The sequence below is a fragment of the Flavobacterium defluvii genome (assembly GCF_900129555.1).
In the GTDB taxonomy this organism is placed as follows: domain Bacteria; phylum Bacteroidota; class Bacteroidia; order Flavobacteriales; family Flavobacteriaceae; genus Flavobacterium; species Flavobacterium defluvii.
The window spans coordinates 117,992-138,303 of the sequence record NZ_FQWC01000001.1 but is presented as its reverse complement, the minus strand read 5'-3'; the positions used below and the strand labels follow the sequence as shown (position 1 = coordinate 138,303).

General features: G+C 34.2%; 18 protein-coding genes and 1 tRNA gene. 16 read left to right on the top strand and 3 right to left on the bottom strand.

Going from position 1 to position 20,312, the window contains the following annotated elements:
* Positions 1-332: 332 nt before the first annotated feature.
* From BUC29_RS00605 to BUC29_RS00535, 15 genes are all read left to right on the top strand, one after another.
* Complete coding sequence (locus BUC29_RS00605) at positions 333-806, top strand: division/cell wall cluster transcriptional repressor MraZ (protein WP_044047617.1); 474 nt, start codon at positions 333-335, stop codon at positions 804-806.
* Positions 781-1,689, top strand: coding sequence for a 16S rRNA (cytosine(1402)-N(4))-methyltransferase RsmH (gene rsmH / locus BUC29_RS00600; protein WP_208610038.1), 909 nt, complete (start codon positions 781-783; stop codon positions 1,687-1,689). The genes BUC29_RS00605 and rsmH overlap by 26 nt, the downstream gene beginning before the upstream one ends.
* 16 nt (positions 1,690-1,705) lie before the next feature.
* Complete coding sequence (locus BUC29_RS00595; protein ID WP_053472090.1) at positions 1,706-2,053, top strand: FtsL-like putative cell division protein; 348 nt, start codon at positions 1,706-1,708, stop codon at positions 2,051-2,053.
* Entirely contained in the window at positions 2,044-4,053 is a 2,010-nt protein-coding gene (locus BUC29_RS00590; RefSeq protein ID WP_073412411.1) for a penicillin-binding protein, read from the top strand. Before BUC29_RS00595 ends, BUC29_RS00590 begins: the two co-directional genes overlap by 10 nt.
* Positions 4,050-5,513 carry a UDP-N-acetylmuramoyl-L-alanyl-D-glutamate--2,6-diaminopimelate ligase gene (locus tag BUC29_RS00585; protein WP_073412409.1) on the top strand — a complete coding sequence of 488 codons (1,464 nt, stop codon included), beginning with the start codon at positions 4,050-4,052 and terminating at the stop codon, positions 5,511-5,513. The genes BUC29_RS00590 and BUC29_RS00585 overlap by 4 nt, the downstream gene beginning before the upstream one ends.
* 73 nt (positions 5,514-5,586) lie before the next feature.
* Entirely contained in the window at positions 5,587-6,819 is a 1,233-nt protein-coding gene (mraY, locus tag BUC29_RS00580; protein ID WP_073412407.1) for a phospho-N-acetylmuramoyl-pentapeptide-transferase, read from the top strand.
* The gene (gene murD / locus BUC29_RS00575) at positions 6,820-8,151 is read left to right on the top strand and encodes a UDP-N-acetylmuramoyl-L-alanine--D-glutamate ligase (RefSeq protein ID WP_073412405.1); all 1,332 of its coding nucleotides are present in this window, start codon (positions 6,820-6,822) and stop codon (positions 8,149-8,151) included.
* Between the two features lie 81 nt (positions 8,152-8,232).
* Entirely contained in the window at positions 8,233-9,552 is a 1,320-nt protein-coding gene (locus BUC29_RS00570) for an FtsW/RodA/SpoVE family cell cycle protein (protein WP_073413547.1), read from the top strand.
* 15 nt (positions 9,553-9,567) lie between these two features.
* The gene (murG, locus tag BUC29_RS00565) at positions 9,568-10,653 is read left to right on the top strand and encodes an undecaprenyldiphospho-muramoylpentapeptide beta-N-acetylglucosaminyltransferase (RefSeq protein ID WP_073412403.1); all 1,086 of its coding nucleotides are present in this window, start codon (positions 9,568-9,570) and stop codon (positions 10,651-10,653) included.
* A 201-nt stretch (positions 10,654-10,854) separates the two neighbouring features.
* Positions 10,855-12,204 (top strand): UDP-N-acetylmuramate--L-alanine ligase, encoded by a 1,350-nt coding sequence (gene murC / locus BUC29_RS00560; protein WP_073412401.1) that lies wholly within the window; start codon positions 10,855-10,857, stop codon positions 12,202-12,204.
* Entirely contained in the window at positions 12,191-12,913 is a 723-nt protein-coding gene (locus BUC29_RS00555) for a cell division protein FtsQ/DivIB (RefSeq protein ID WP_073412400.1), read from the top strand. Before murC ends, BUC29_RS00555 begins: the two co-directional genes overlap by 14 nt.
* A gap of 6 nt (positions 12,914-12,919) precedes the next feature.
* Positions 12,920-14,326: a cell division protein FtsA gene (ftsA, locus tag BUC29_RS00550; protein ID WP_073412398.1), complete on the top strand. Its 1,407-nt coding sequence runs from the start codon at positions 12,920-12,922 to the stop codon at positions 14,324-14,326.
* Positions 14,327-14,419: 93 nt separating this feature from the next.
* Positions 14,420-16,396, top strand: a complete 1,977-nt coding sequence (gene ftsZ, locus BUC29_RS00545) for a cell division protein FtsZ (protein ID WP_073412397.1) — start codon at positions 14,420-14,422, stop codon at positions 16,394-16,396.
* A gap of 270 nt (positions 16,397-16,666) precedes the next feature.
* Complete coding sequence (locus tag BUC29_RS00540) at positions 16,667-17,116, top strand: GatB/YqeY domain-containing protein (protein ID WP_073412395.1); 450 nt, start codon at positions 16,667-16,669, stop codon at positions 17,114-17,116.
* 74 nt (positions 17,117-17,190) lie between these two features.
* Positions 17,191-17,264 (top strand) — tRNA-Arg (locus BUC29_RS00535).
* 77 nt (positions 17,265-17,341) lie between these two features.
* Here BUC29_RS00535 and BUC29_RS00530 read toward each other — a convergent pair.
* The gene (locus BUC29_RS00530) at positions 17,342-18,058 is read right to left on the bottom strand and encodes a hypothetical protein (protein WP_073412393.1); all 717 of its coding nucleotides are present in this window, start codon (positions 18,056-18,058) and stop codon (positions 17,342-17,344) included.
* Positions 18,059-18,401: 343 nt separating this feature from the next.
* Positions 18,402-19,532 carry an IPT/TIG domain-containing protein gene (locus tag BUC29_RS00520; RefSeq protein ID WP_073412389.1) on the bottom strand — a complete coding sequence of 377 codons (1,131 nt, stop codon included), beginning with the start codon at positions 19,530-19,532 and terminating at the stop codon, positions 18,402-18,404.
* Between the two features lie 319 nt (positions 19,533-19,851).
* Between BUC29_RS00520 and BUC29_RS00515 the strand changes: the two genes are divergently transcribed.
* A complete protein-coding gene (locus BUC29_RS00515) occupies positions 19,852-20,052 on the top strand; it encodes a YqaE/Pmp3 family membrane protein (RefSeq protein ID WP_208610037.1) in 201 nt (66 codons plus the stop codon).
* A gap of 38 nt (positions 20,053-20,090) precedes the next feature.
* Here BUC29_RS00515 and BUC29_RS00510 read toward each other — a convergent pair whose 3' ends face one another.
* Positions 20,091-20,288: a hypothetical protein gene (locus BUC29_RS00510; protein ID WP_073412385.1), complete on the bottom strand. Its 198-nt coding sequence runs from the start codon at positions 20,286-20,288 to the stop codon at positions 20,091-20,093.
* Positions 20,289-20,312: the final 24 nt, after the last annotated feature.

Genomic DNA, 20,312 nt, shown 5'->3' with positions numbered 1-20,312 from the left:
ATAAAAATGAATTTTTGTTGCCATTTTTTAACTACATAATTTTAGTAGAACTTATAAGTGTTTAAAAATCAGCTTTTAATAAGGTTTTTGTTATAATATAGAAATGTTAAAATCATTGCATTATAATTACTTTTTTAAGGAAAAGACTATTTAATTTTTGCAATTGTTAAAAGAATTAATCGCTGAACTGATTAATATCTAAAGTGTTGATTTGTTAATGATTAAGTAAGGTGGTAGAAAATGGCTTAAACTTATTAACAAAGTGGTATTTTGTGGTAATATGTGGTAATTTTTTTTATATTTTTGCTGTATAACATGTTAAGTGGTTTTTCTTGAATACAATTGTAGGAACATATGAGTGTAAAGTCGATGCAAAAGGGAGGTTAATGATACCTGCGCCTTTAAAAAAGCAGTTGGCTTCATCTCTTCAGGATGGTTTTGTTCTGAAGCGCTCGGTTTTTCAGCAATGTCTGGAATTGTATCCAATGGATGAATGGAATTTGATGATGGCGAAAATTAACAAGTTGAATCGTTTTGTGAAAAAGAACAATGACTTCATTCGCAGATTTACTGCCGGCGTAAAAGTGGTAGAAATTGATGCATTAGGAAGATTGCTGGTTCCAAAAGATTTAGTGACTTTTTCAGGTATTTCTAAAGATGTTGTATTCTCATCTGCGGTTAATATTGTGGAAATTTGGGATAAAGATTTATACGAAAAATCAATAAGCGGCGAAGATATGGATTTTGCAGATTTAGCCGAAGAAGTAATGGGAAATATTAATGACGACGACAATGGAATATCATAATCCGGTTTTACTTCATCCAACAGTTGATGGTTTAGATATTAAGCCAGACGGCATTTATGTAGATGTTACGTTTGGCGGCGGTGGACATTCGAAAGAGATCTTAAGAAGATTAGGGCCAAACGGGAAATTATTTGCTTTTGATCAGGACGAAGATGCGCTTGCCAATGCACTTCCGGATGAAAGATTTACGCTGATTAATGAGAATTTCAGATACATAAAAAGATTTCTTCGTTTTCATGGTGTAAAAGCAGTTGACGGAATTCTGGCAGATTTAGGGGTTTCATCACATCAGTTTGATGTTCCCGAAAGAGGTTTTTCAACCCGATTCGATGCCGGGCTTGATATGCGGATGAGTCAAAAAAATGATTTAAATGCTTATCGAGTGGTTAACGAATATGAAGAACAGGATTTACGTCGTGTTTTTTTTGATTATGGGGAGTTGAAAAATGCGCCGGTTTTAGCAAGAACAATTGTTGAAGCAAGAAGAGATTACCCAATTAGAACCACTGATGAATTAAAAGAAGTTTTAAAAAAATATCTGCCCGAGAAAGTTCGAAATAAAATATTAGCTCAGATTTATCAGGCTATCCGAATTGAGGTAAATCAGGAAATGGATGTTTTAAAAGAGTTTATTGAGCAGTCGTTAGAGATTTTAAAACCGGGCGGAAGATTTTCAGTAATCTCATACCATTCTTTAGAAGACAGGCTGGTAAAAAGATTTATAAAAAACGGAATGTTTGAAGGAGAGCCAGAGAGAGATTTTTTTGGAAATTATTCAGTACCGTTTAAAACAATAGGAAAACTGATTGTTCCGGATGATGAAGAAATCAAAATCAACAACAGAGCAAGAAGTGCAAAATTGAGAATTGCCGAAAAGATATAATATATATAGGTAGAAAATGAAAGGTGGAGTATTCAGCATATTAAAAGCAAGATTTCTGATAAACGATGATGCAGTAAAAAACTGGCGGTTCATTGTTTTTATAATACTGCTGGCTATTTTGATGATTGCCAATACCCAGCGATACGAACAAAAGGTTTTTGAAATCGCAAAATTAAATAATGAAGTAAAAGAATTACGATCTGAATTTGTAGATCGCCGTTCAGAACTGATGAAGTTAAAAATGGAATCAACGATATCAGATAAAATGCTCGAAAAGCAAATTTATCCATCGACAGTTCCTCCAACAAAAATTGAAGTTAAAAAAGAAGAAGAAAAAAGTTTCTTTAAAAGAATATGGCAGTAGACGATAAACATATATCCTACAGAATTTACCTCGTAGCAGTTTTCATCTTTTTGATGGCAATTGCTATTGTAGTTAAGTTAACCAATATTCAATGGGTTGAAGGTGATTATTACAGAAAACTGGCAAAACAGCGTACTGTTAGAAATTTTGTAATTCCGGCAAACAAAGGCAATATTTATTCTGCTGATGGAAGTTTACTGGCTACATCAATTCCGAATTATGAAATTCGTTTTGATGCAAAAGCGCCAAAAACAGAAACTTTTGAAAAATATGTAAAACAATTATCAGATTCTCTGGAAACTGTTTTAGACAGACCATCGGATTATTACGAAAAAGAATTAAGGAAAGCACGAGCTAATAAAAATCGTTATTATTTGATTGCCCGTAATTTAAGCTATACCGAATATATGAAAATCAAAGGGTTTCCATTATTCAAACTAGGAGCTTTTAAAGGGGGAATTATTGTTGAGCAGGAAACCGTTAGAAAACATCCAATTGGGAAAATTGCAGAAAGAACAATCGGTTACGATCGTATTGATCCGGCAACCGGAGTTGAAGTAGGAAAAGGAATTGAATGGGCATTTAAAAGTTATTTAAACGGAAAAGACGGTAAAATCCTAAAACAAAAAATCGCAAAAGGACAATGGAAGCCTATTCGCGATGTAAACGAAGTAGATCCAATTGACGGTTACGATGTCATTTCAACTATAGACGTCTTCATTCAGGATATTGCACACCATGCTTTGCTAAAACAATTGGAAGATTACGAAGCAGATCACGGTTGTGTGGTAGTAATGGAAACGCAAACCGGTCATGTAAAAGCAATTTCAAATTTAGGAAGAGCAGAAGATGGTTCCTATTACGAAACAACAAATTATGCGATTGCAGAATCTCATGAACCGGGATCAACTTTTAAGTTGGTTGATTTGATGGCAATTTTAGAAGATAAAGTTGCAGATACAAGTACTGTTTATGACAGCCATAATGGAGTAGTTAAATATTATGGAAGATCTGTTCGTGATTCACATAACGGAGGTTATGGAAAAGTTTCATTGGCACGAGGATTTGAGCTTTCGTCTAACACTGTTATGGTTCAGGCAGTTTATGACAATTACAAAAATAACCCGTCTAAGTTTGTAAATCATATCAATAGTTACGGATTAAATAAGACATTAGGATTACATTTTAAAGGAGAAGGAAGACCATATATTCCGCAGCCAAAAGACAAACATTGGTCAGGAGTTTCACTTCCGTGGATGGCATTTGGATATGGAGTTTCGGTAACTCCAATGCAGACTTTGGCATTTTATAATTCGGTTGCAAATGATGGTGTAATGGTAAAACCACAATTTGTATCTGAAATTAAAGAATGGAATAAAACAATCAAAAAATTTGATGTTGAAGTTATAAATCCAAGAGTTTGTTCTCCGGAAACATTAAAGAAAGTGAAAGCCGTATTGCTCAATGTGGTAAAAAAAGGAACAGGTTCTAAATTGTATTCGAAAGATTTTTCGATGGCAGGTAAAACCGGAACGGCTCAGATGAATTATGGAGGAAAAGAAGGCAAATCTGCCTTGTATTATGCATCATCTTTCGTTGGATATTTTCCGGCAGACCATCCAAAATATTCTTGTATTGTGGTAGTTCATAAACCAAATACATCAAAAAATAATTATTACGGAGCAGATGTTGCGGGGCCGGTCTTTAAAAGAATCGCCCAAAAGATTTTTACTGATGCACCTTCGACAAATAAAATTAAACAACTGGATTCTAAAATTCCAAAACAGGAAATCAGTTATGACAAGTTTGATAAAGAATCAAACAAAAAATTAAATCAAATTCCGAATTTAAAAGGAATGCCGGGGATGGACGCCGTTGCTTTGCTTGAAAATTTAGGTTTAAAAGTAAAAATAAACGGATTTGGAAAAGTAAAGAATCAATCGATTCAGGCGGGACAAGCAATAATTAAAAACACAACAATAGTATTAGAATTATCGTGAAAATACTAAAAGACATATTATATAAAGTAGCTATCGAAGCTGTAAAAGGTTCGACAGACACTGCTATCCAGAAAATTGAATTTGATTCGCGAAAAGTAGAATCAAATGATGTTTTTGTGGCTATTCGTGGTTCGCTTTCTGATGGGCATGATTATATCGAAAAAGCTATTCAGTTAGGAGCAAAAGCGATTATTTGTGATACACTTCCTGAAAATGTTCAAAATGAGGTTACTTATATTAAGGTAAAAGATACCAATACGGCTTTGGCTTTTATGGCTGCTAATTATTTTGAAGATCCATCTGCAAAATTAAAATTGGTCGGAGTAACAGGAACAAACGGAAAAACAACAATTGCTTCCTTATTGTTTCAGTTGTTCAAAAAAGCAGGTTTTAAAGTTGGATTATTATCTACAGTAAAAATATTAGTAGATGAAAAAGAATATCCGGCAACGCATACAACACCAGATTCAATTACAATCAATCATTATTTAAATGAAATGATTGAAGCTGGGGTTACACATTGCTTTATGGAAGTAAGTTCACACGGAATTCACCAAAAACGTACAGAAGCATTGCATTTTGTGGGCGGGATTTTCACGAACCTTTCTCACGATCATTTAGATTATCACGCCACTTTTGCAGAATACAGAGATGTAAAAAAATCATTTTTTGATTCTCTGCCAAAAACTGCATTCGCATTATCAAACATTGATGATAAAAACGGAACCGTGATGCTGCAAAATTCAGTTGCAAGAAAATTTACATATGCTCTAAAATCATATGCAGATTTTAAAGCAACAATTTTAGAAAGCCAATTGTCTGGTTTATTATTAAAAATAAACGACAATGAGGTTTGGGTAAAACTAATTGGAACTTTTAATGCATACAATGTTTTAGCAATTTACGGAACAGCAGTCGAATTAGGAATGGATAGCCTAGAAGCGTTGCGTTTATTGTCTGATTTAGAAAGTGTTTCGGGACGTTTTCAATATATCGTTACAGATTCAAAAGTAACTGCAATTGTTGATTATGCACATACGCCGGACGCTTTAGAAAATGTGTTGAAAACAATTGATGATATCCGTACCAAAAATGAACAATTGATTACAGTTGTAGGCTGCGGAGGAAATCGAGATAAAACAAAAAGACCAATTATGGCCAAAATTGCGACAGATCTGAGTGATAAAGCAATTTTAACATCGGATAATCCGAGAAATGAAGATCCTGAAGTGATTCTTGATGAAATGGAACAAGGTGTAGAAGCTCATAATTATAAAAAAATATTGAGAATTACAGATAGAAAGCAGGCTATTAAAACTGCTTGTCAGTTGGCTCAGCCAAATGATATTATTCTGATTGCCGGAAAAGGGCATGAAACCTATCAGGAAATAAATGGTGTTCGCCATCATTTTGATGATATGGAGACTGTGAGAGAAATTTTAGACCAACTAAATAAATGATAAGATTTTAAATTCAAATACCACCAGAAAAGGAATTTGGAGTTTCAAATTGGAATTTAAAAAATAGAAAAATATGCTATACTATTTATTTGAATATTTTGACAAAACATTAGATGTACCGGGAACGGGAGTATTCCAATACATCACTTTTAGATCAGCATTGGCTTTTTTGCTTTCATTGCTTTTGTCAACTATTTACGGTAAAAGGGTTATTAACTTTTTACGTCGTCAGCAAGTTGGAGAAACAGTTAGAGAATTGGGTCTTGCAGGTCAAAACGAAAAAGCAGGTACACCAACAATGGGAGGTTTAATCATCATTTTTGCCACATTGGTTCCGGTTTTGTTATTTGCCAGACTTCATAATATTTATATCGTATTGCTTATTGTAACTACGTTATGGATGGGAACCATTGGTTTTGTTGACGATTATATCAAAATATTCAAAAAAGATAAACAAGGGTTAAAAGGAATTTTCAAAGTAATTGGACAAGTTGGTCTTGGGATAATTGTTGGAGCGGTTCTTTATTTTAATCCTGCTGTAACGGTAAGAACAGATACTGGGCGTACAGATGTATTTAAAACCGCAACAAATTCAACAGTAATTGTTCCTGCCGGGATTGAAGAAAAATCAACGGCAACGACAATTCCTTTTGTGAAAAACAATGAATTTGATTATGCAGAGGTTCTTTCTTTTATGGGAGACGGATATGAAAAATGGGCTTGGTTAGTATTTATTCCGGTTGTAATTTTTATAATCACGGCAGTTTCAAATGGAGCAAATTTAACTGATGGAATCGATGGTCTCGCGGCCGGAACCTCCGCAGTCTCGGTACTCGCCCTAGGTATATTTACGTTTGTTTCAGGAAATATTATTTTTTCAAATTATCTGAATATCATGTATATACCCAATTCTGGGGAAATGACAGTCTTTATATCCGCATTTGTAGGAGCTTTAATCGGATTTCTTTGGTACAATTCATTTCCGGCATCTGTTTTTATGGGAGATACAGGAAGTTTAACAATTGGAGGAATCATTGCGGTATTGGCAATTGCAGTTCGTAAAGAGATATTAATCGTTTTATTCTGTGGAATTTTCCTTGCCGAAAGTGCTTCAGTAATTATTCAGGTAACGTATTTTAAATATACTAAAAAGCGTTTTGGCGAAGGAAGAAGAATTTTCCTGATGTCGCCGCTTCATCATCACTACCAGAAAAAAGGATATCACGAAAGTAAAATCGTAACCCGTTTTTGGATTGTTGCCGTAATGTTAGCCATTTTGTCAATTGTTACATTAAAACTAAGATAGATGAGGCTAGTAGTACTTGGAGGAGGAGAAAGCGGTGTTGGAACCGCGATCCTGGGAAAAAAGCAGGGATACGACGTTTTTGTGTCGGATTTTGGAAAGATAAAAGAGAGCTACAAAGAAGTTCTTATCATTAATAAAATTGCCTGGGAAGAAGAACAGCACACCGAAGATTTAATCTTAAATGCTGATGTTGTGATGAAAAGCCCTGGAATTCCGGACAAGTCTCCGATAGTAAAAAAGCTAGTTGCGGCGGGAATAAAAGTGATTTCGGAAATTGAATTTGCAAAGCCTTTCACAGAAGCATTGACCATTGGAATTACCGGAAGTAACGGTAAGACAACAACAACAATGTTGACGCATCATTTACTTAAATCGGCCGGACTCAATGTAGGTTTAGGAGGAAATATAGGAAAGAGTTTTGCCTGGCAGGTAGCCGAAAATAAATACGACGCATACGTTCTTGAATTAAGCAGTTTTCAGTTAGACGGAATAATAGAATACCGGCCAGATATAGCAATAATAACCAATATTAGTCCGGATCATCTGGATCGATATGAATATAAATATGAAAATTATATCAATTCGAAATTCCGAATAACGATGAACCAAACCGAAAGTGATTATCTCATTTATGATGCAGATGATGAAGCGAGTACAGAATGGTTAAAAAACAATAAAACAAAAGCAAAATTAATTCCTTTTTCATTGACCAAATCATTCGATGAAGGGGCTTCTATAAATAACAACAAAATGGAAATAAAGATCAACCAAGAAGAGTTTACAATGGAAACAGAATACATTGCGTTAGAAGGAAAACATAATATGAAAAATGCAATGGCAGCAAGCTCTGTAGCAAAATTGATGCAAATTAGAAATGCAACAATTCGCGAAAGTTTATCAAATTTTCAAGGCGTAGAACACCGTTTAGAAAAAGTATTAAAAATCCAGAATGTACAATACATCAACGATTCAAAAGCAACAAACGTAAACGCTACTTTTTTTGCCTTAGACAGTATGAATGTTCCAACAGTTTGGATTGTTGGAGGAGTTGACAAAGGGAATGATTACAACGAATTAATGCCATTAGTTCGCGAAAAAGTAAAAGCAATTATCTGCTTAGGAATCGACAACCGTAAAATTATCGATGCTTTTGGAGATGTAGTAGATATTATGGTTGAAGTTAACAACATGAATGATGCTGTTAAAACAGCTCAAAAATTAACAGAAAAAGGTGATGCTGTTTTATTGTCTCCAGCCTGCGCAAGTTTCGATTTATTCGAAAATTACGAAGATCGTGGAAAACAATTTAAACAAGCGGTTCATAACTTGTAGAAAATAGTTTAAAGTTTCATGTTTCAAGTTCAACACTTGAACGTGAAACCTGAAACAAAAAAACTTGAAACAAAACAACAAATGAAGGAGCTGGTAAACAAACTAAAAGGAGATAGGGTAATATGGTCATTCGTGGCTTTATTGGCGTTATTTTCGTTTATGCCCGTTTTTAGTGCGAGTAGTAATCTGGCGTATATTGGTCACGGGACCGGAAATACATTAGGTTATTTAGTGAAGCACTTGGCTCATGTTTGCATCGGTTTTTTGATCATTTACTGGGTTCACAAAGTACCGTATCATTATTTTAGAGCCATTTCAAAAATAGCACTTCCGGTAGTTTGGCTGTTATTATTGTATACTTTATTGAAAGGAACAGTAATTGCAGGAGCAAATGCAAGTCGTTGGATTCAGGTGCCGTTCATTGGAATCACGTTTCAGACATCAACACTAGCGGCAAGCGTATTATTTATTTATGTAGCACGTTATTTGTCGAAAACCAAAGAAGAAAATGAGCCGTTTCAAACCTCATTTATTCAGCTTTGGGTTCCGGTATTTATCACATTAGCATTAATATTACCAGCCAACTTTTCAACCACAGCGTTGATCTTTTCAATGGTAATGATGCTCACGTTTATTGGGAAATATCCATTAAAATATATTGCGTTTATTATTGGTTCAGGCGTTGTAATGCTGGCATTTTTCCTTTTGGTAGCAAAAGCATTTCCAGACTCGAGATTTTTCAGCAGGGTTTCAACATGGGAAAGTCGTATTATGAACTTTACCACAGATAAACCAGACGAAGATGATTATCAAATTGAAAAAGCAAAAATTGCCATTGCATCTGGAAGATTAGGCGGATTAGGACCAGGAAAAAGTGTTCAAAAGAATTTCCTGCCACAATCATCTTCAGATTTTATTTATGCCATTGTTGTAGAAGAATATGGTTTAGTAGGTGGAGTTTCAATATTGCTTTTGTATTTATTATTGTTGTTTCGATTTGTAATCGCCTCACATAAAGCCAATACATTATTCGGAAAATTAGTCGTCGTTGGTCTCGGGTTTCCGATGATATTTCAGGCGATGATTAACATGGCGGTTGCCGTAGAATTGCTGCCGGTAACAGGGCAGACACTTCCGCTTATAAGTTCCGGAGGTAGTTCAATCTGGATGACTTGTTTTTCACTTGGAATAATTATTAGTGTAACCAAGAAAGAAGAAGAAATCGCTGAAGAGCAGGAAGAAAAAGAAAGAAGAAAAGAAGCGCTTCAAAGATTAATAGACAAAGAACTGGCCGAAGAAGATCTGCCGGTAGATGAAAGAGAAGAAATTTACGAAGAAGAAGCAATGTATTCAATTCAGGATAATTCAAGAAATCCGATGAATGCAGTTTTAAATAAATAAGGGATATAAATAGTTATGACAAAGTACAAATTCATACTAAGCGGAGGAGGAACAGGAGGACATATTTATCCTGCAATTGCGATTGCAAACGAATTAAAATTACAATTTCCTGATGCTGAATTCCTTTTTGTTGGTGCCAAAGACAAAATGGAAATGCAGAAAGTGCCTCAGGCTGGTTACGAAATAAAAGGTCTTTGGATCGCAGGTTTACAGCGAAAACTGACTTTACAAAATATGATGTTTCCTCTAAAACTGGCATCTAGTTTATTGGAATCCAAAAGAATTATTAAAAAATTCAAGCCCAATGTAGTAATTGGAACCGGAGGTTTTGCCAGTGGTCCGTTATTGCAGGCGGCGGGATCGGCAGGAATTCCGACAGTAATTCAGGAACAGAATTCTTTTCCTGGAATAACAAACAAATTGCTTAGTAAAAAAGCAAATGCAATTTGTGTGGCCTATGAAAATTTAGAACGATTTTTTCCAAAAGAGAAGATAGTTTTAACAGGAAATCCGGTTCGTCAGGATTTAATAGATATTGAAAGTAAACGAGACGAAGCTATTGCTTTTTACGGTTTAGATCCGAATAAAAAAACATTGTTGGTTTTAGGCGGAAGTTTAGGAGCGAGAAGAATCAATCAGTTAATCGAAAAAGAATTGCCAAATTTTCTTTCGCAAGATGTTCAAATAATCTGGCAATGCGGAAAATTATATTTTGAAGATTATAAAAAACACAATCAGCCAAACGTAAAAGTGGTTGATTTTATTGAAAGAATGGATTTTGTTTATGCCGCTGCAGATGTGATAATTTCGAGAGCAGGAGCGTCATCAGTTTCAGAATTATGTATTGTGGGGAAACCGGTAATTTTTATTCCGTCTCCAAATGTAGCCGAAGATCACCAAACTAAAAATGCACAGGCAATTGTAGAAGCAAAAGGAGCAATTTTGTTGAAAGAAACTGAATTAGACAATGAATTTAGCATTGTTTTTGAAGCGCTGCTGAAAGATGACGGAAAGCAAAAACAATTAAGCGCAAATATTAAAAAACTGGCAAAACCAAACGCCACACAAGTAATAGTAGAAGAAATTAAAAAGTTGTTATAATATAACTTTTTCTAAAAATTATGAAACATTCACAGAATTGCAGAACATTATTTTAGGCAATTTTGGTTAAATAGGAACATAAAAATACAAAGGCTTAATTATTAGTTTTTTATAAAATTAAAAAAGTAAAAACAGGCTGGAAATAGAATTTTAAGAATAAAGTTTTAAGGGTTAAGCCTTAAGCTTAAAGCAAAAATCAAAATGAATTTAAATCAAATACAAAACGTTTATTTTATTGGCATCGGAGGAATCGGAATGAGCGCCTTGGCCCGTTATTTTAAATATATCGGAAAACAGGTTTCAGGTTATGATAAAACACCGTCAATGCTGACAAGTGAATTAATTGAAAGTGGTATTGATATTCATTTTGAAGATAATATTAATTTAATTCCAAATGACTATTATGTAGAAAATACTCTGGTAATTTTTACGCCGGCGGTTCCTAAAACACATTCAGAATGGAATTATTTCATCGAAAGAAATTACGAAATTAAAAAACGTGCCGAGGTTTTAGGGATTATCACCAAAGACACTTTTAGTTTTGCAGTTGCCGGAACACATGGTAAAACAACAACATCAAGTATTTTAGGACATATTTTATATGAAAGCGGAGCAGATGTTACGGCATTTGTGGGCGGAATTGTTGAGAATTACAATTCAAATTTAATTGGAAACGGAAAAACAGTAACCGTGGTTGAAGCTGATGAATTTGACCGTTCGTTCCTCCATCTACATCCAAATATAGCCTGCGTAACCTCAATGGATGCAGACCATTTGGATATTTACGGAACAAGTGATGCTATTCAGGCTTCGTTTGTTGAATTTGCTTCGAAAGTAGAAGATAAGAGCAAATTATTTATAACCAAAGAATTGCCTCTTGAAGGCGTTCAGTGCGCTATAAATGAAGATGCCGTTTATAAAGCTTATAATGTTCGAATTGAAGATGGAAGTTATGTTTTTGATGTACAGACGCCATCAGAAATTATGAAAGACCTTCGTTTCGGACTACCAGGAAAACACAATCTTATGAATGGGCTGATGGCTATTGCGATGGCAAAAACTTACGGCACCCCGACCGATGCCATCGCAAAAGCTATTGCCTCGTTTAACGGAATCAGAAGACGTTTTTCATATCAGATTAAATCTGAAAAATTAGTTTATATAGATGATTATGCACATCATCCAACAGAAATAAATGCTGTTCATCAGGCAGTTAGAGAGTTGTATCCGGGGCGTAAAGTTTTGGCAGTTTTCCAGCCGCATTTGTTTAGCAGAACAAGAGATTTTGCCGATGGATTTGCCGAAAGTTTATCTCAGTTTGATGAAGTGTTTTTAATGGATATTTATCCGGCACGCGAATTACCGATGGAAGGGATTACATCGCCATGGCTGCTGGAAAAAATGACCAATTCGAACAAAAAAATTGTTGCAAAAGAAGATTTATTAGCGGAAATCAAAGCCAGTGATGCGCCGATAATTGTAACAATAGGAGCTGGTGATATTGGTGAAATGGTACCATCAATTAAAAAAAGGCTAAATGAAAATATTTAATTGGACAAATATTCGATTAGTACTCATTTTAGGGCTTGTTCTTTTTTTATACTCTTTCGCACAACACCGAAACGGAGATAGAAAATTGAAAAAATCTATGGTCGTTTTTGTAGGAGAAAATACGCTTTTTGTTAAGCCAGAAACGGTTAATAAATTGTTGATAGAAAATAAAAGAGACGCTTCCAGTATTAGAAAAGATGAAGTAGATTTGAATAAGATAGAAAAAAACCTTGATGCGCAAGACATGATTGAGAAGTCGGATGTTTTTGTAAGTATCGACGGTGTTCTAAAAGCGGTAGTAAAACAGAAGACACCAATAGCGCGAGTTTATGATGGTGATCGCTCTTTTTATATTGACTATGAGGGTAATAAAATGCCCTTGTCAGATAATTTTACGGCGCGAGTTCCTCTTGTTTCAGGGGCAATAAATGAAAAAAATAACGAAGATTTAGCTGCTTTATTTCGCACAATTTACGACGATGCGTTTTTGAAAAAAAACATCATTGCAATACAAATTATGCCTAATGGCAGCCTAAAAATGTTTAACCGAAACTATGATTACTTCATAGATTTTGGTCGTACGATGAATGTTGATAAAAAATTTAGAAACTATAAAGCGTTTTTTCAAAAAGCAGTTTTAGATAGTTCGTTATATAAATACAGCAAGATTGACCTTAGGTTTACGGAACAAGTAGTTTGCACAAAATAATAGAAAATGGAAAAAGATAATATTGCAGTAGGTCTAGATATTGGAACAACAAAAATAGTTGCCATGATAGGCAAGAAAAATGAGTATGGCAAATTGGAAATTTTGGGTATTGGAAAATCCAAAAGTCTGGGAGTTGCAAGAGGAGTTGTAAACAACATTACGCAGACCATTCAGTCAATTCAGCAAGCAATACTTGAAGCAGAAAATAATTCAGGTTACAAAATAAAAGATGTCGTTGTGGGTATCGCCGGACAACACATTAGAAGTATTCAGCATACAGATTACATCAGCCGTAATAATCCGGAAGAAGTAATTGGTGAAAAAGATATTCAGCTTTTAATCGATCAGGTAAATAAACTGGCGATGTTACCGGGAGAAGAAATCATTCACGTTCTGCCACAGGAATTTAAAATCGACGGACAGTCTGAAATTAAAGAGCCAATCGGAATGTATGGCGGAAGATTAGAATCTAGTTTTCATGTTGTAGTTGGGCAGGCTTCTTCAATCAGAAACGTTGGAAGATGTATTCAGAGTTCAGGAATCGAATTATCCGGATTAACATTAGAACCATTAGCTTCGGCAGATGCAGTTTTAAGTCAGGAAGAAAAAGAAGCAGGAGTTGCGCTTATCGATATCGGGGGCGGAACAACAGATTTAGCCATTTTTAAAGACGGGATTATTCGTCATACAGCTGTAATTCCTTTCGGTGGAAACGTAATTACAGATGATATTAAAGAAGGCTGTTCGATTATTGAAAAACAAGCAGAGCTTTTAAAAATAAAATTCGGATCAGCATGGCCGGGAGAAAATAAAGACAATGAAATCGTTTCTATTCCTGGTCTAAGAGGAAGAGAACCAAAAGAGATTTCATTAAAAAATCTTTCTAAAATTATCCACGCACGTGTGGTGGAAATTGTAGAACAGGTTTTTGCAGAAATTAAAGCCTACGGACACGAAGATCCGCGTAAAAAACTGATCGCAGGAATTGTTCTTACAGGTGGCGGGGCCCAGCTAAAACATATTAAACAATTGGTGGAGTATATCACAGGTATGGATACCAGAATAGGATATCCAAACGAGCATTTAGCAGGAAACTCAAGCGAAGAAATTTCAAGCCCATTGTTTGCAACAGCTGTTGGTTTAGTAATGAACAGTATTGAAAACAGCACACAAAGCGCGATAAGAATGGAAGCAGTAAACGAACAGCCAAAAGTTGTTTATAGAAATGTTCCTCCGCCGGTGCAGCGATACGAAGTTGAAGAAAACTACGTTGAGAAAGTAGAAGCTATTGAAGAGCCTAGAGAAATAAAAACAACAAAGGCAGCAGCAGAATCTACAGAAACAAAAATTAGGAGATCATTTTTTGACAGATACGTTGATAAAATCAAAGATTTTTTAGACAACGCTGAATAAATATAAGCCGATTAATAAGAGAAAAGGATTACTTTTTGCCCCAAGTCAAGAAGTAAAAAATGTACTAAATAAGAATTTCAAAAAACCAAAAAGATGATGAGCAACTCAGAATTTGGAAGTATCTCATTTGATTTACCGAAAAATCAATCAAATGTAATCAAAGTAATAGGTGTAGGTGGAGGTGGTAGTAATGCTATTAACCACATGTTTAAGCAAGGTATTAAAGGTGTGGATTTTATAGTTTGTAATACCGATTCACAAGCACTACAGAACAGTTCAGTACCTAACAAAATTCAGTTAGGAGTAAATTTAACAGAAGGTCTTGGAGCAGGAGCAAATCCTGATGTAGGACAGCAATCTGCTATTGAAAGCATTGCCGACATTGAAAAAATGTTAGACCGCGGTACTAAAATGGTATTTATTACTGCAGGTATGGGTGGAGGAACCGGTACAGGTGCAGCTCCGGTAATTGCTCAATTAGCAAAAGAAAGAGAAATTCTTACAGTTGGTATTGTGACAATTCCGTTTCAGTTTGAAGGGAAAGTACGTCAGGAACAGGCTTTATTAGGAATCGAAAAATTACGTAAACAAGTTGACTCTTTAATTGTAATCAACAACAATAAATTAAGAGAAGTTTACGGAAATCTAGGTTTCAAAGCTGGATTCTCAAAAGCGGATGAAGTTTTAGCAACTGCTTCCAGAGGTATTGCTGAAGTAATTACGCACCACTATACTCAAAATATCGATTTACGCGATGCCAAAACAGTTTTGGCAAACAGCGGGACAGCTATTATGGGATCTGCTGTGGCAGAAGGAGAAAACAGAGCAAAAGATGCGATTGTATCGGCATTAGATTCTCCATTATTAAATGACAATAAAATTACAGGAGCCAAAAACGTATTGTTGCTTATCGTTTCTGGATCTAACGAAATAACGCTTGATGAAATTGGAGAAATCAACGATCATATTCAGGCAGAAGCAGGTTACAACGCAAATATCATCATGGGGGTTGGAGAAGACGAAAGCCTTGGCGAAGCTATTGCTGTAACTATTATTGCTACTGGTTTTGACGTTGAACAACAAAATGAGATTGTTAATACAGAGCCTAAAAAAATCATTCACACGTTAGAAGATGAGCAGAGAAGTGTTCATAATTTAACAAACAGACCACTTACTTCATTTGATTTAAATGCAGAAACACCTACTGCAAAATCAGAAGAAAAGGTTATTTTTGATTTGATGGAAGATCCGGTTGCTCCCGTGCAGACTCCAGTTGCTCCAGTTACACCAACAATTAATCAGGAAGAATTGGTAGTTATGTCTGAGTTTATTAAAAACCTTGACGTAACTTTTGAAATCGTTTCGCCAATAACAGATATCGATTTTAGAATTTCAACTCCTGCAGCACAAACTATTCAGGAAGTAAAACCTGTACAGCAAAGAACTTTTGAAAGAGAAGAACAAACTACTTTTTCATTTGATCTGCCGCTTTTCAAATCTGAGCCAGAAGTTAAAAAAGAACCAGTTTCGGAGCAGGAAAATAAAATCATTTTCGAATTAACTAATGAAACACGTAATATAAAAGTAAACGATCCAGTTTCATTTGTACCGGTAACAGAACTTTCTGATAACGGAATTATCAAATATTCTCTTGAAGAATATATGGAAGTTGAAAATGAATTGACAGCTTCTAAACCAGTTGAAAAAGTAATCGAAGATACAGTTCCGGAGGAATTGAACATTACTTTAAAACCAAGAGCTGATTTTTCAAGTCAGCCTGATTTTACAACAACTTCAGAAGTTTCTCCAATGGAATTGACAATTGAAGAAACTTTACGTTTAAGAGCTGAAGAAAGAAGAAAGAAACTAAAAGAATTTAATTATAAATTCCACAATAATGTTTCAAGAATTGATGAGCTGGAAAAAGAGCCGGCTTACAAAAGATTAGGAATCGATTTATCGAATTCTCAATCAAATAATACAAATTCGAGAATCTCAGTAGGAACTGATAGTAACAACGATTTGCAATTGCGTTCAAACAATTCATTTTTGCACGACAACGTAGATTAATTTTACAATCATAATATAAGGATAGCCCGAAAATTGGATTTAATTTTCGGGTTATTTTTTTTATCTTCGCACAGAATTTAGAAATTTGACTTTTAAATAGTACTTTTAAAATAATATTGTGACCCTGAGCGTAGTCGAAGGGTTTCTTTTTCAGAAAGGGCTTCGACTACGCTCAGCATGACAAATGTTTATTATTTATAAAAGGCGAGAACAACTTTCAATACAATATCAATTTATAAGCAAAAAGCTTATTTAAATAAAAACATAAAGATGAGTTTACAGGCAAAAATCATGGACGAAATCAAAACAGCCATGAAAGCAAAAGATACAGTAGCATTAGAAGCATTAAGAGCGGTAAAATCTGAATTATTATTAGCTTCAACAGCTTCTGGATCTAAAGAAGAATTAAAAGAAGATGAAGAAATTAAATTGCTTCAAAGATTAGTAAAAACCCGTAAAGAAAGCGCAAGAATCTTTACAGAGCAAAACCGTCCTGACTTAGCTGAACCAGAATTGGCTCAGGTAGCAGTAATTGAAAAGTTTTTACCAGCTCAGTTAAGCGAAGCAGAAGTAGAAGCTGTAATTGCAAAAATCATTGCAGAAACAGGAGCTTCCGGAATTGCTTCGATGGGTAAAGTAATGGGATTAGCATCTGCTCAATTAGGCGGAACTGCTGAAGGAAAAACCATTTCTACAATTGTAAAGAAGTTACTTTCGTAAATAAAAATTTTAGATTTTAGAGTTCAGATTTTAGATTTAATCTGAATTCTAAAATCATAAATCTAAAATTAACTGACCTCGTAGTTCAACTGGATAGAATATCAGATTTCGGCTCTGAGGGTTGGGGGTTCGAACCCCTCCGGGGTCACTATACAATTTAAAAAGCCTGCAAAATATACATTTTGCAGGCTTTTTTATGACTCCTAAGTTCCCACTTCCCACTTCTCACTTCATAATTATAAATTTCCCTGTTACGGTTTGACCTTCAAAAGAGGCTGTGTAGTAAATCATATCGTTGTCGATTTTATCAATTTTGACGTTTATTTTGTCGCCTGTTTTAAAGTTTAGGCCGCTAGCAGTTAATTCGGTTACTGTTGCATTGTATTCGCACTCGTTTACCCATTCGAGGTTTGATTTAATATACTCTTTATCGGCATTTGGAAACTCCATAAATACATTGTCTTTTATTGTTATGTAAGTCGAATCATCATTTGCTTCAGAATATCTTAGTCTGCAATTTTTTAATACAGCACAATTTGCTTTTTCAACAGTTTGTTTTTTTGCAGTATAGAAAAAATTCATATCATATTCCTTTGCTGATTTTAAAATGGGATAAAGTTTATCATTTCTAATCAGCCATTTTTTATTTGCAGGGAAATTGTCATCGTTTTTTAGAATTAAGATATCTTTTTTAATAGTCCAGGTTCCAGAAGTTGTATGTTTTTCGCCAATTGAATAACTCATTTCAAAAGTTCCATCGGGTTTAAAATTAGCAGTTGACTGAAGCCAGCTTGTTTGAAACTCATAAATTCCTGAAACTTCTGAGACGCTTTGTTTTTTTTGTTTTGTGATTATAGGATTTTCCGTTACAGTATAAGCTGATAAAACCAATACGGAAGTAATACATGTAAATAAACGGGCAATACTTTTTAATTTAATCATTTGTTATATTATGTTATTGATTTTTCCTAGTGTTGAAAGATAGTACCGCAAGTGTTCAGGCGCTGCATGAGTTTGAGATTAAAAGACGCGAGATTTTTCATTATGCACAATTTCCAAATACAAAACTATCTTTAAATTCAGCCAAATGCACAAATTGCTTACAGCGTGTGTTGGCGGCAGATTTTATTTCGTACGTTTTGCTTCTATCTTTTTTCCGTTCTGTAATAAAAAATTAATTTGAAATTTCTCCTTTTTCGTTCTTTTCAAACTGAATTTGTGCATCGACTACTTTATAGAAAAATAACATTTCGTTTTCTACATATATCTGCCGGACGATCTCTTTTTAATTGGTTACAATAAAATAGTGATAATCATCCTGAATGATGTTATTTTCGGATAATGAATTATTTGATAGGTTTAATTTTAAAAGTTTATAGGTAGGAATGTGATTATTGTATATAATTTTCTTTCCAATTATTTGATTGGTCTGCGGGTAATACGTAAGATGGCTTATATATTCGTCGGTAATATTTACTAAAGTTTTGATTTCTGAACCCGTAGCAGGATCAAGTTCCACTATTTTTTTGGTAGATCTAAAGGCATATAATTTTCCGTTGGTCGCAGGAATTAATTCGTCATAGCCGTAATAAACCGTTTCAGATACTGACTTGTCAGAAAGTTTTATTTTGCAAAGTCTGTGGATTACTTTTCCATTCTCAACTTTATCTTTATCTCCCATTATTTCATCTGTTTTAGGATTGTAAATAAACCCGTAAATTAGATCACTTCCGGTATTTATTAAGCTTCCAATTTCGGAACCTGTATTGGGATTTAATTCAATAAGGCCTTTATACAATATGTACCCATATAATTTTCCTGTTGTTGTTACGATCAATTGGTCATAACCTTTGTAAGTAATTTCTTTTACGCTCTTGTCTGCAAGCTTCACTTTAAAAAGTTTGTAAATGTTATTTCCGCTGTTTGAAATAAATCCTTGTCCAATAATTTCATTTGTTGGGGCAAAATATTCTAATTCACTTAAATAATCAGATTCTGTACCGTAAACTATGTTTTTGATTACTATACCTGTAGTAGGATTTAATTCGACAATGTTTTCATGTTCATTGTGTGCAAATAGACGATTTTGACCAATTATAGAAATATAACCTCCATTAACTTTTACCCCATTTGCATTTAATAGAAGCTGACCAGAAGTTGTACCCACCGGAACTATTACACTTATTGTAGTTGAAGTAATTTGAGTAATTTGCCCATTAGTACCATTAAATGTAACAATATAAGTTGAATTTGGGTCAAAATTTTCTCCCTTAATTATAATAGTATCGCCTATATTGGTTGAATTAGTCGAAACGCTTTCAATTTTTGGATCTGGTATTTGAACTTCTTCTGTATTATTAGGACTTGAACAGCTGATAAAAATAAATAGTGTAATAATTGAAAAAAAGTGTTTCATTCTAGATGGTTGGTTTTTAATTGTTAATTTTTTTCGGAAGATATAAAATATTCTTGCAAAATGGTGGGTTCAACGTTGCAAAATGTCACTTCAATAGTACTAAAAACTTCCTGAGTTTGCACCAAAATTTCATAGGTTCAATACTGTAATAAATTGAACGAAATGCAGCTCTAACCCATATTATTAATTCAAACAGAAAAACTATTCAAGATTGAAAAACTTTAAATTTTGCAGGCTTTTTATAGTTTTGAGAAAACTTTGCTAAATTGGGAGTCGAAACTGAGCTAAAAATGTTTTAACTAAAAATATCAAACTTATTATGATGACACTAATTGCAATATTTTTTCCGTGGCTTTCTTTTTTATTGAGAGGTAAAATTTTTACTGCTATTATCTGTTTAATTTTACAGATTACTTTAATTGGCTGGATTCCTGCTGCAATTTGGGCTGTGATTTCTTTACAAAACTCAAGAGCAGATAAGCGTAATGATAAATTAATAAGAGCAATGAAAGCCAGGTAAAGTTAAGTCTGCTTTCAGAGTTTTCCGGAATAACTTAATTACTTCTCAGAACGTTTTTTTATAAAATTTTTAATTAGAACAAAAACAGAGAAAACAAAAACTATTAAATACACAGCAGTCAGTGCAGGTTTTTCAAATTTTGAAGTTTCGAAGTCAAATTGTTTATACAATGCAATACCTACAATGATTGCTACAATACTTAAAGTGAAGACAGGGGCATTATTTTTATTCTCCATGGTTTGTTTAATATTTGGTATTTG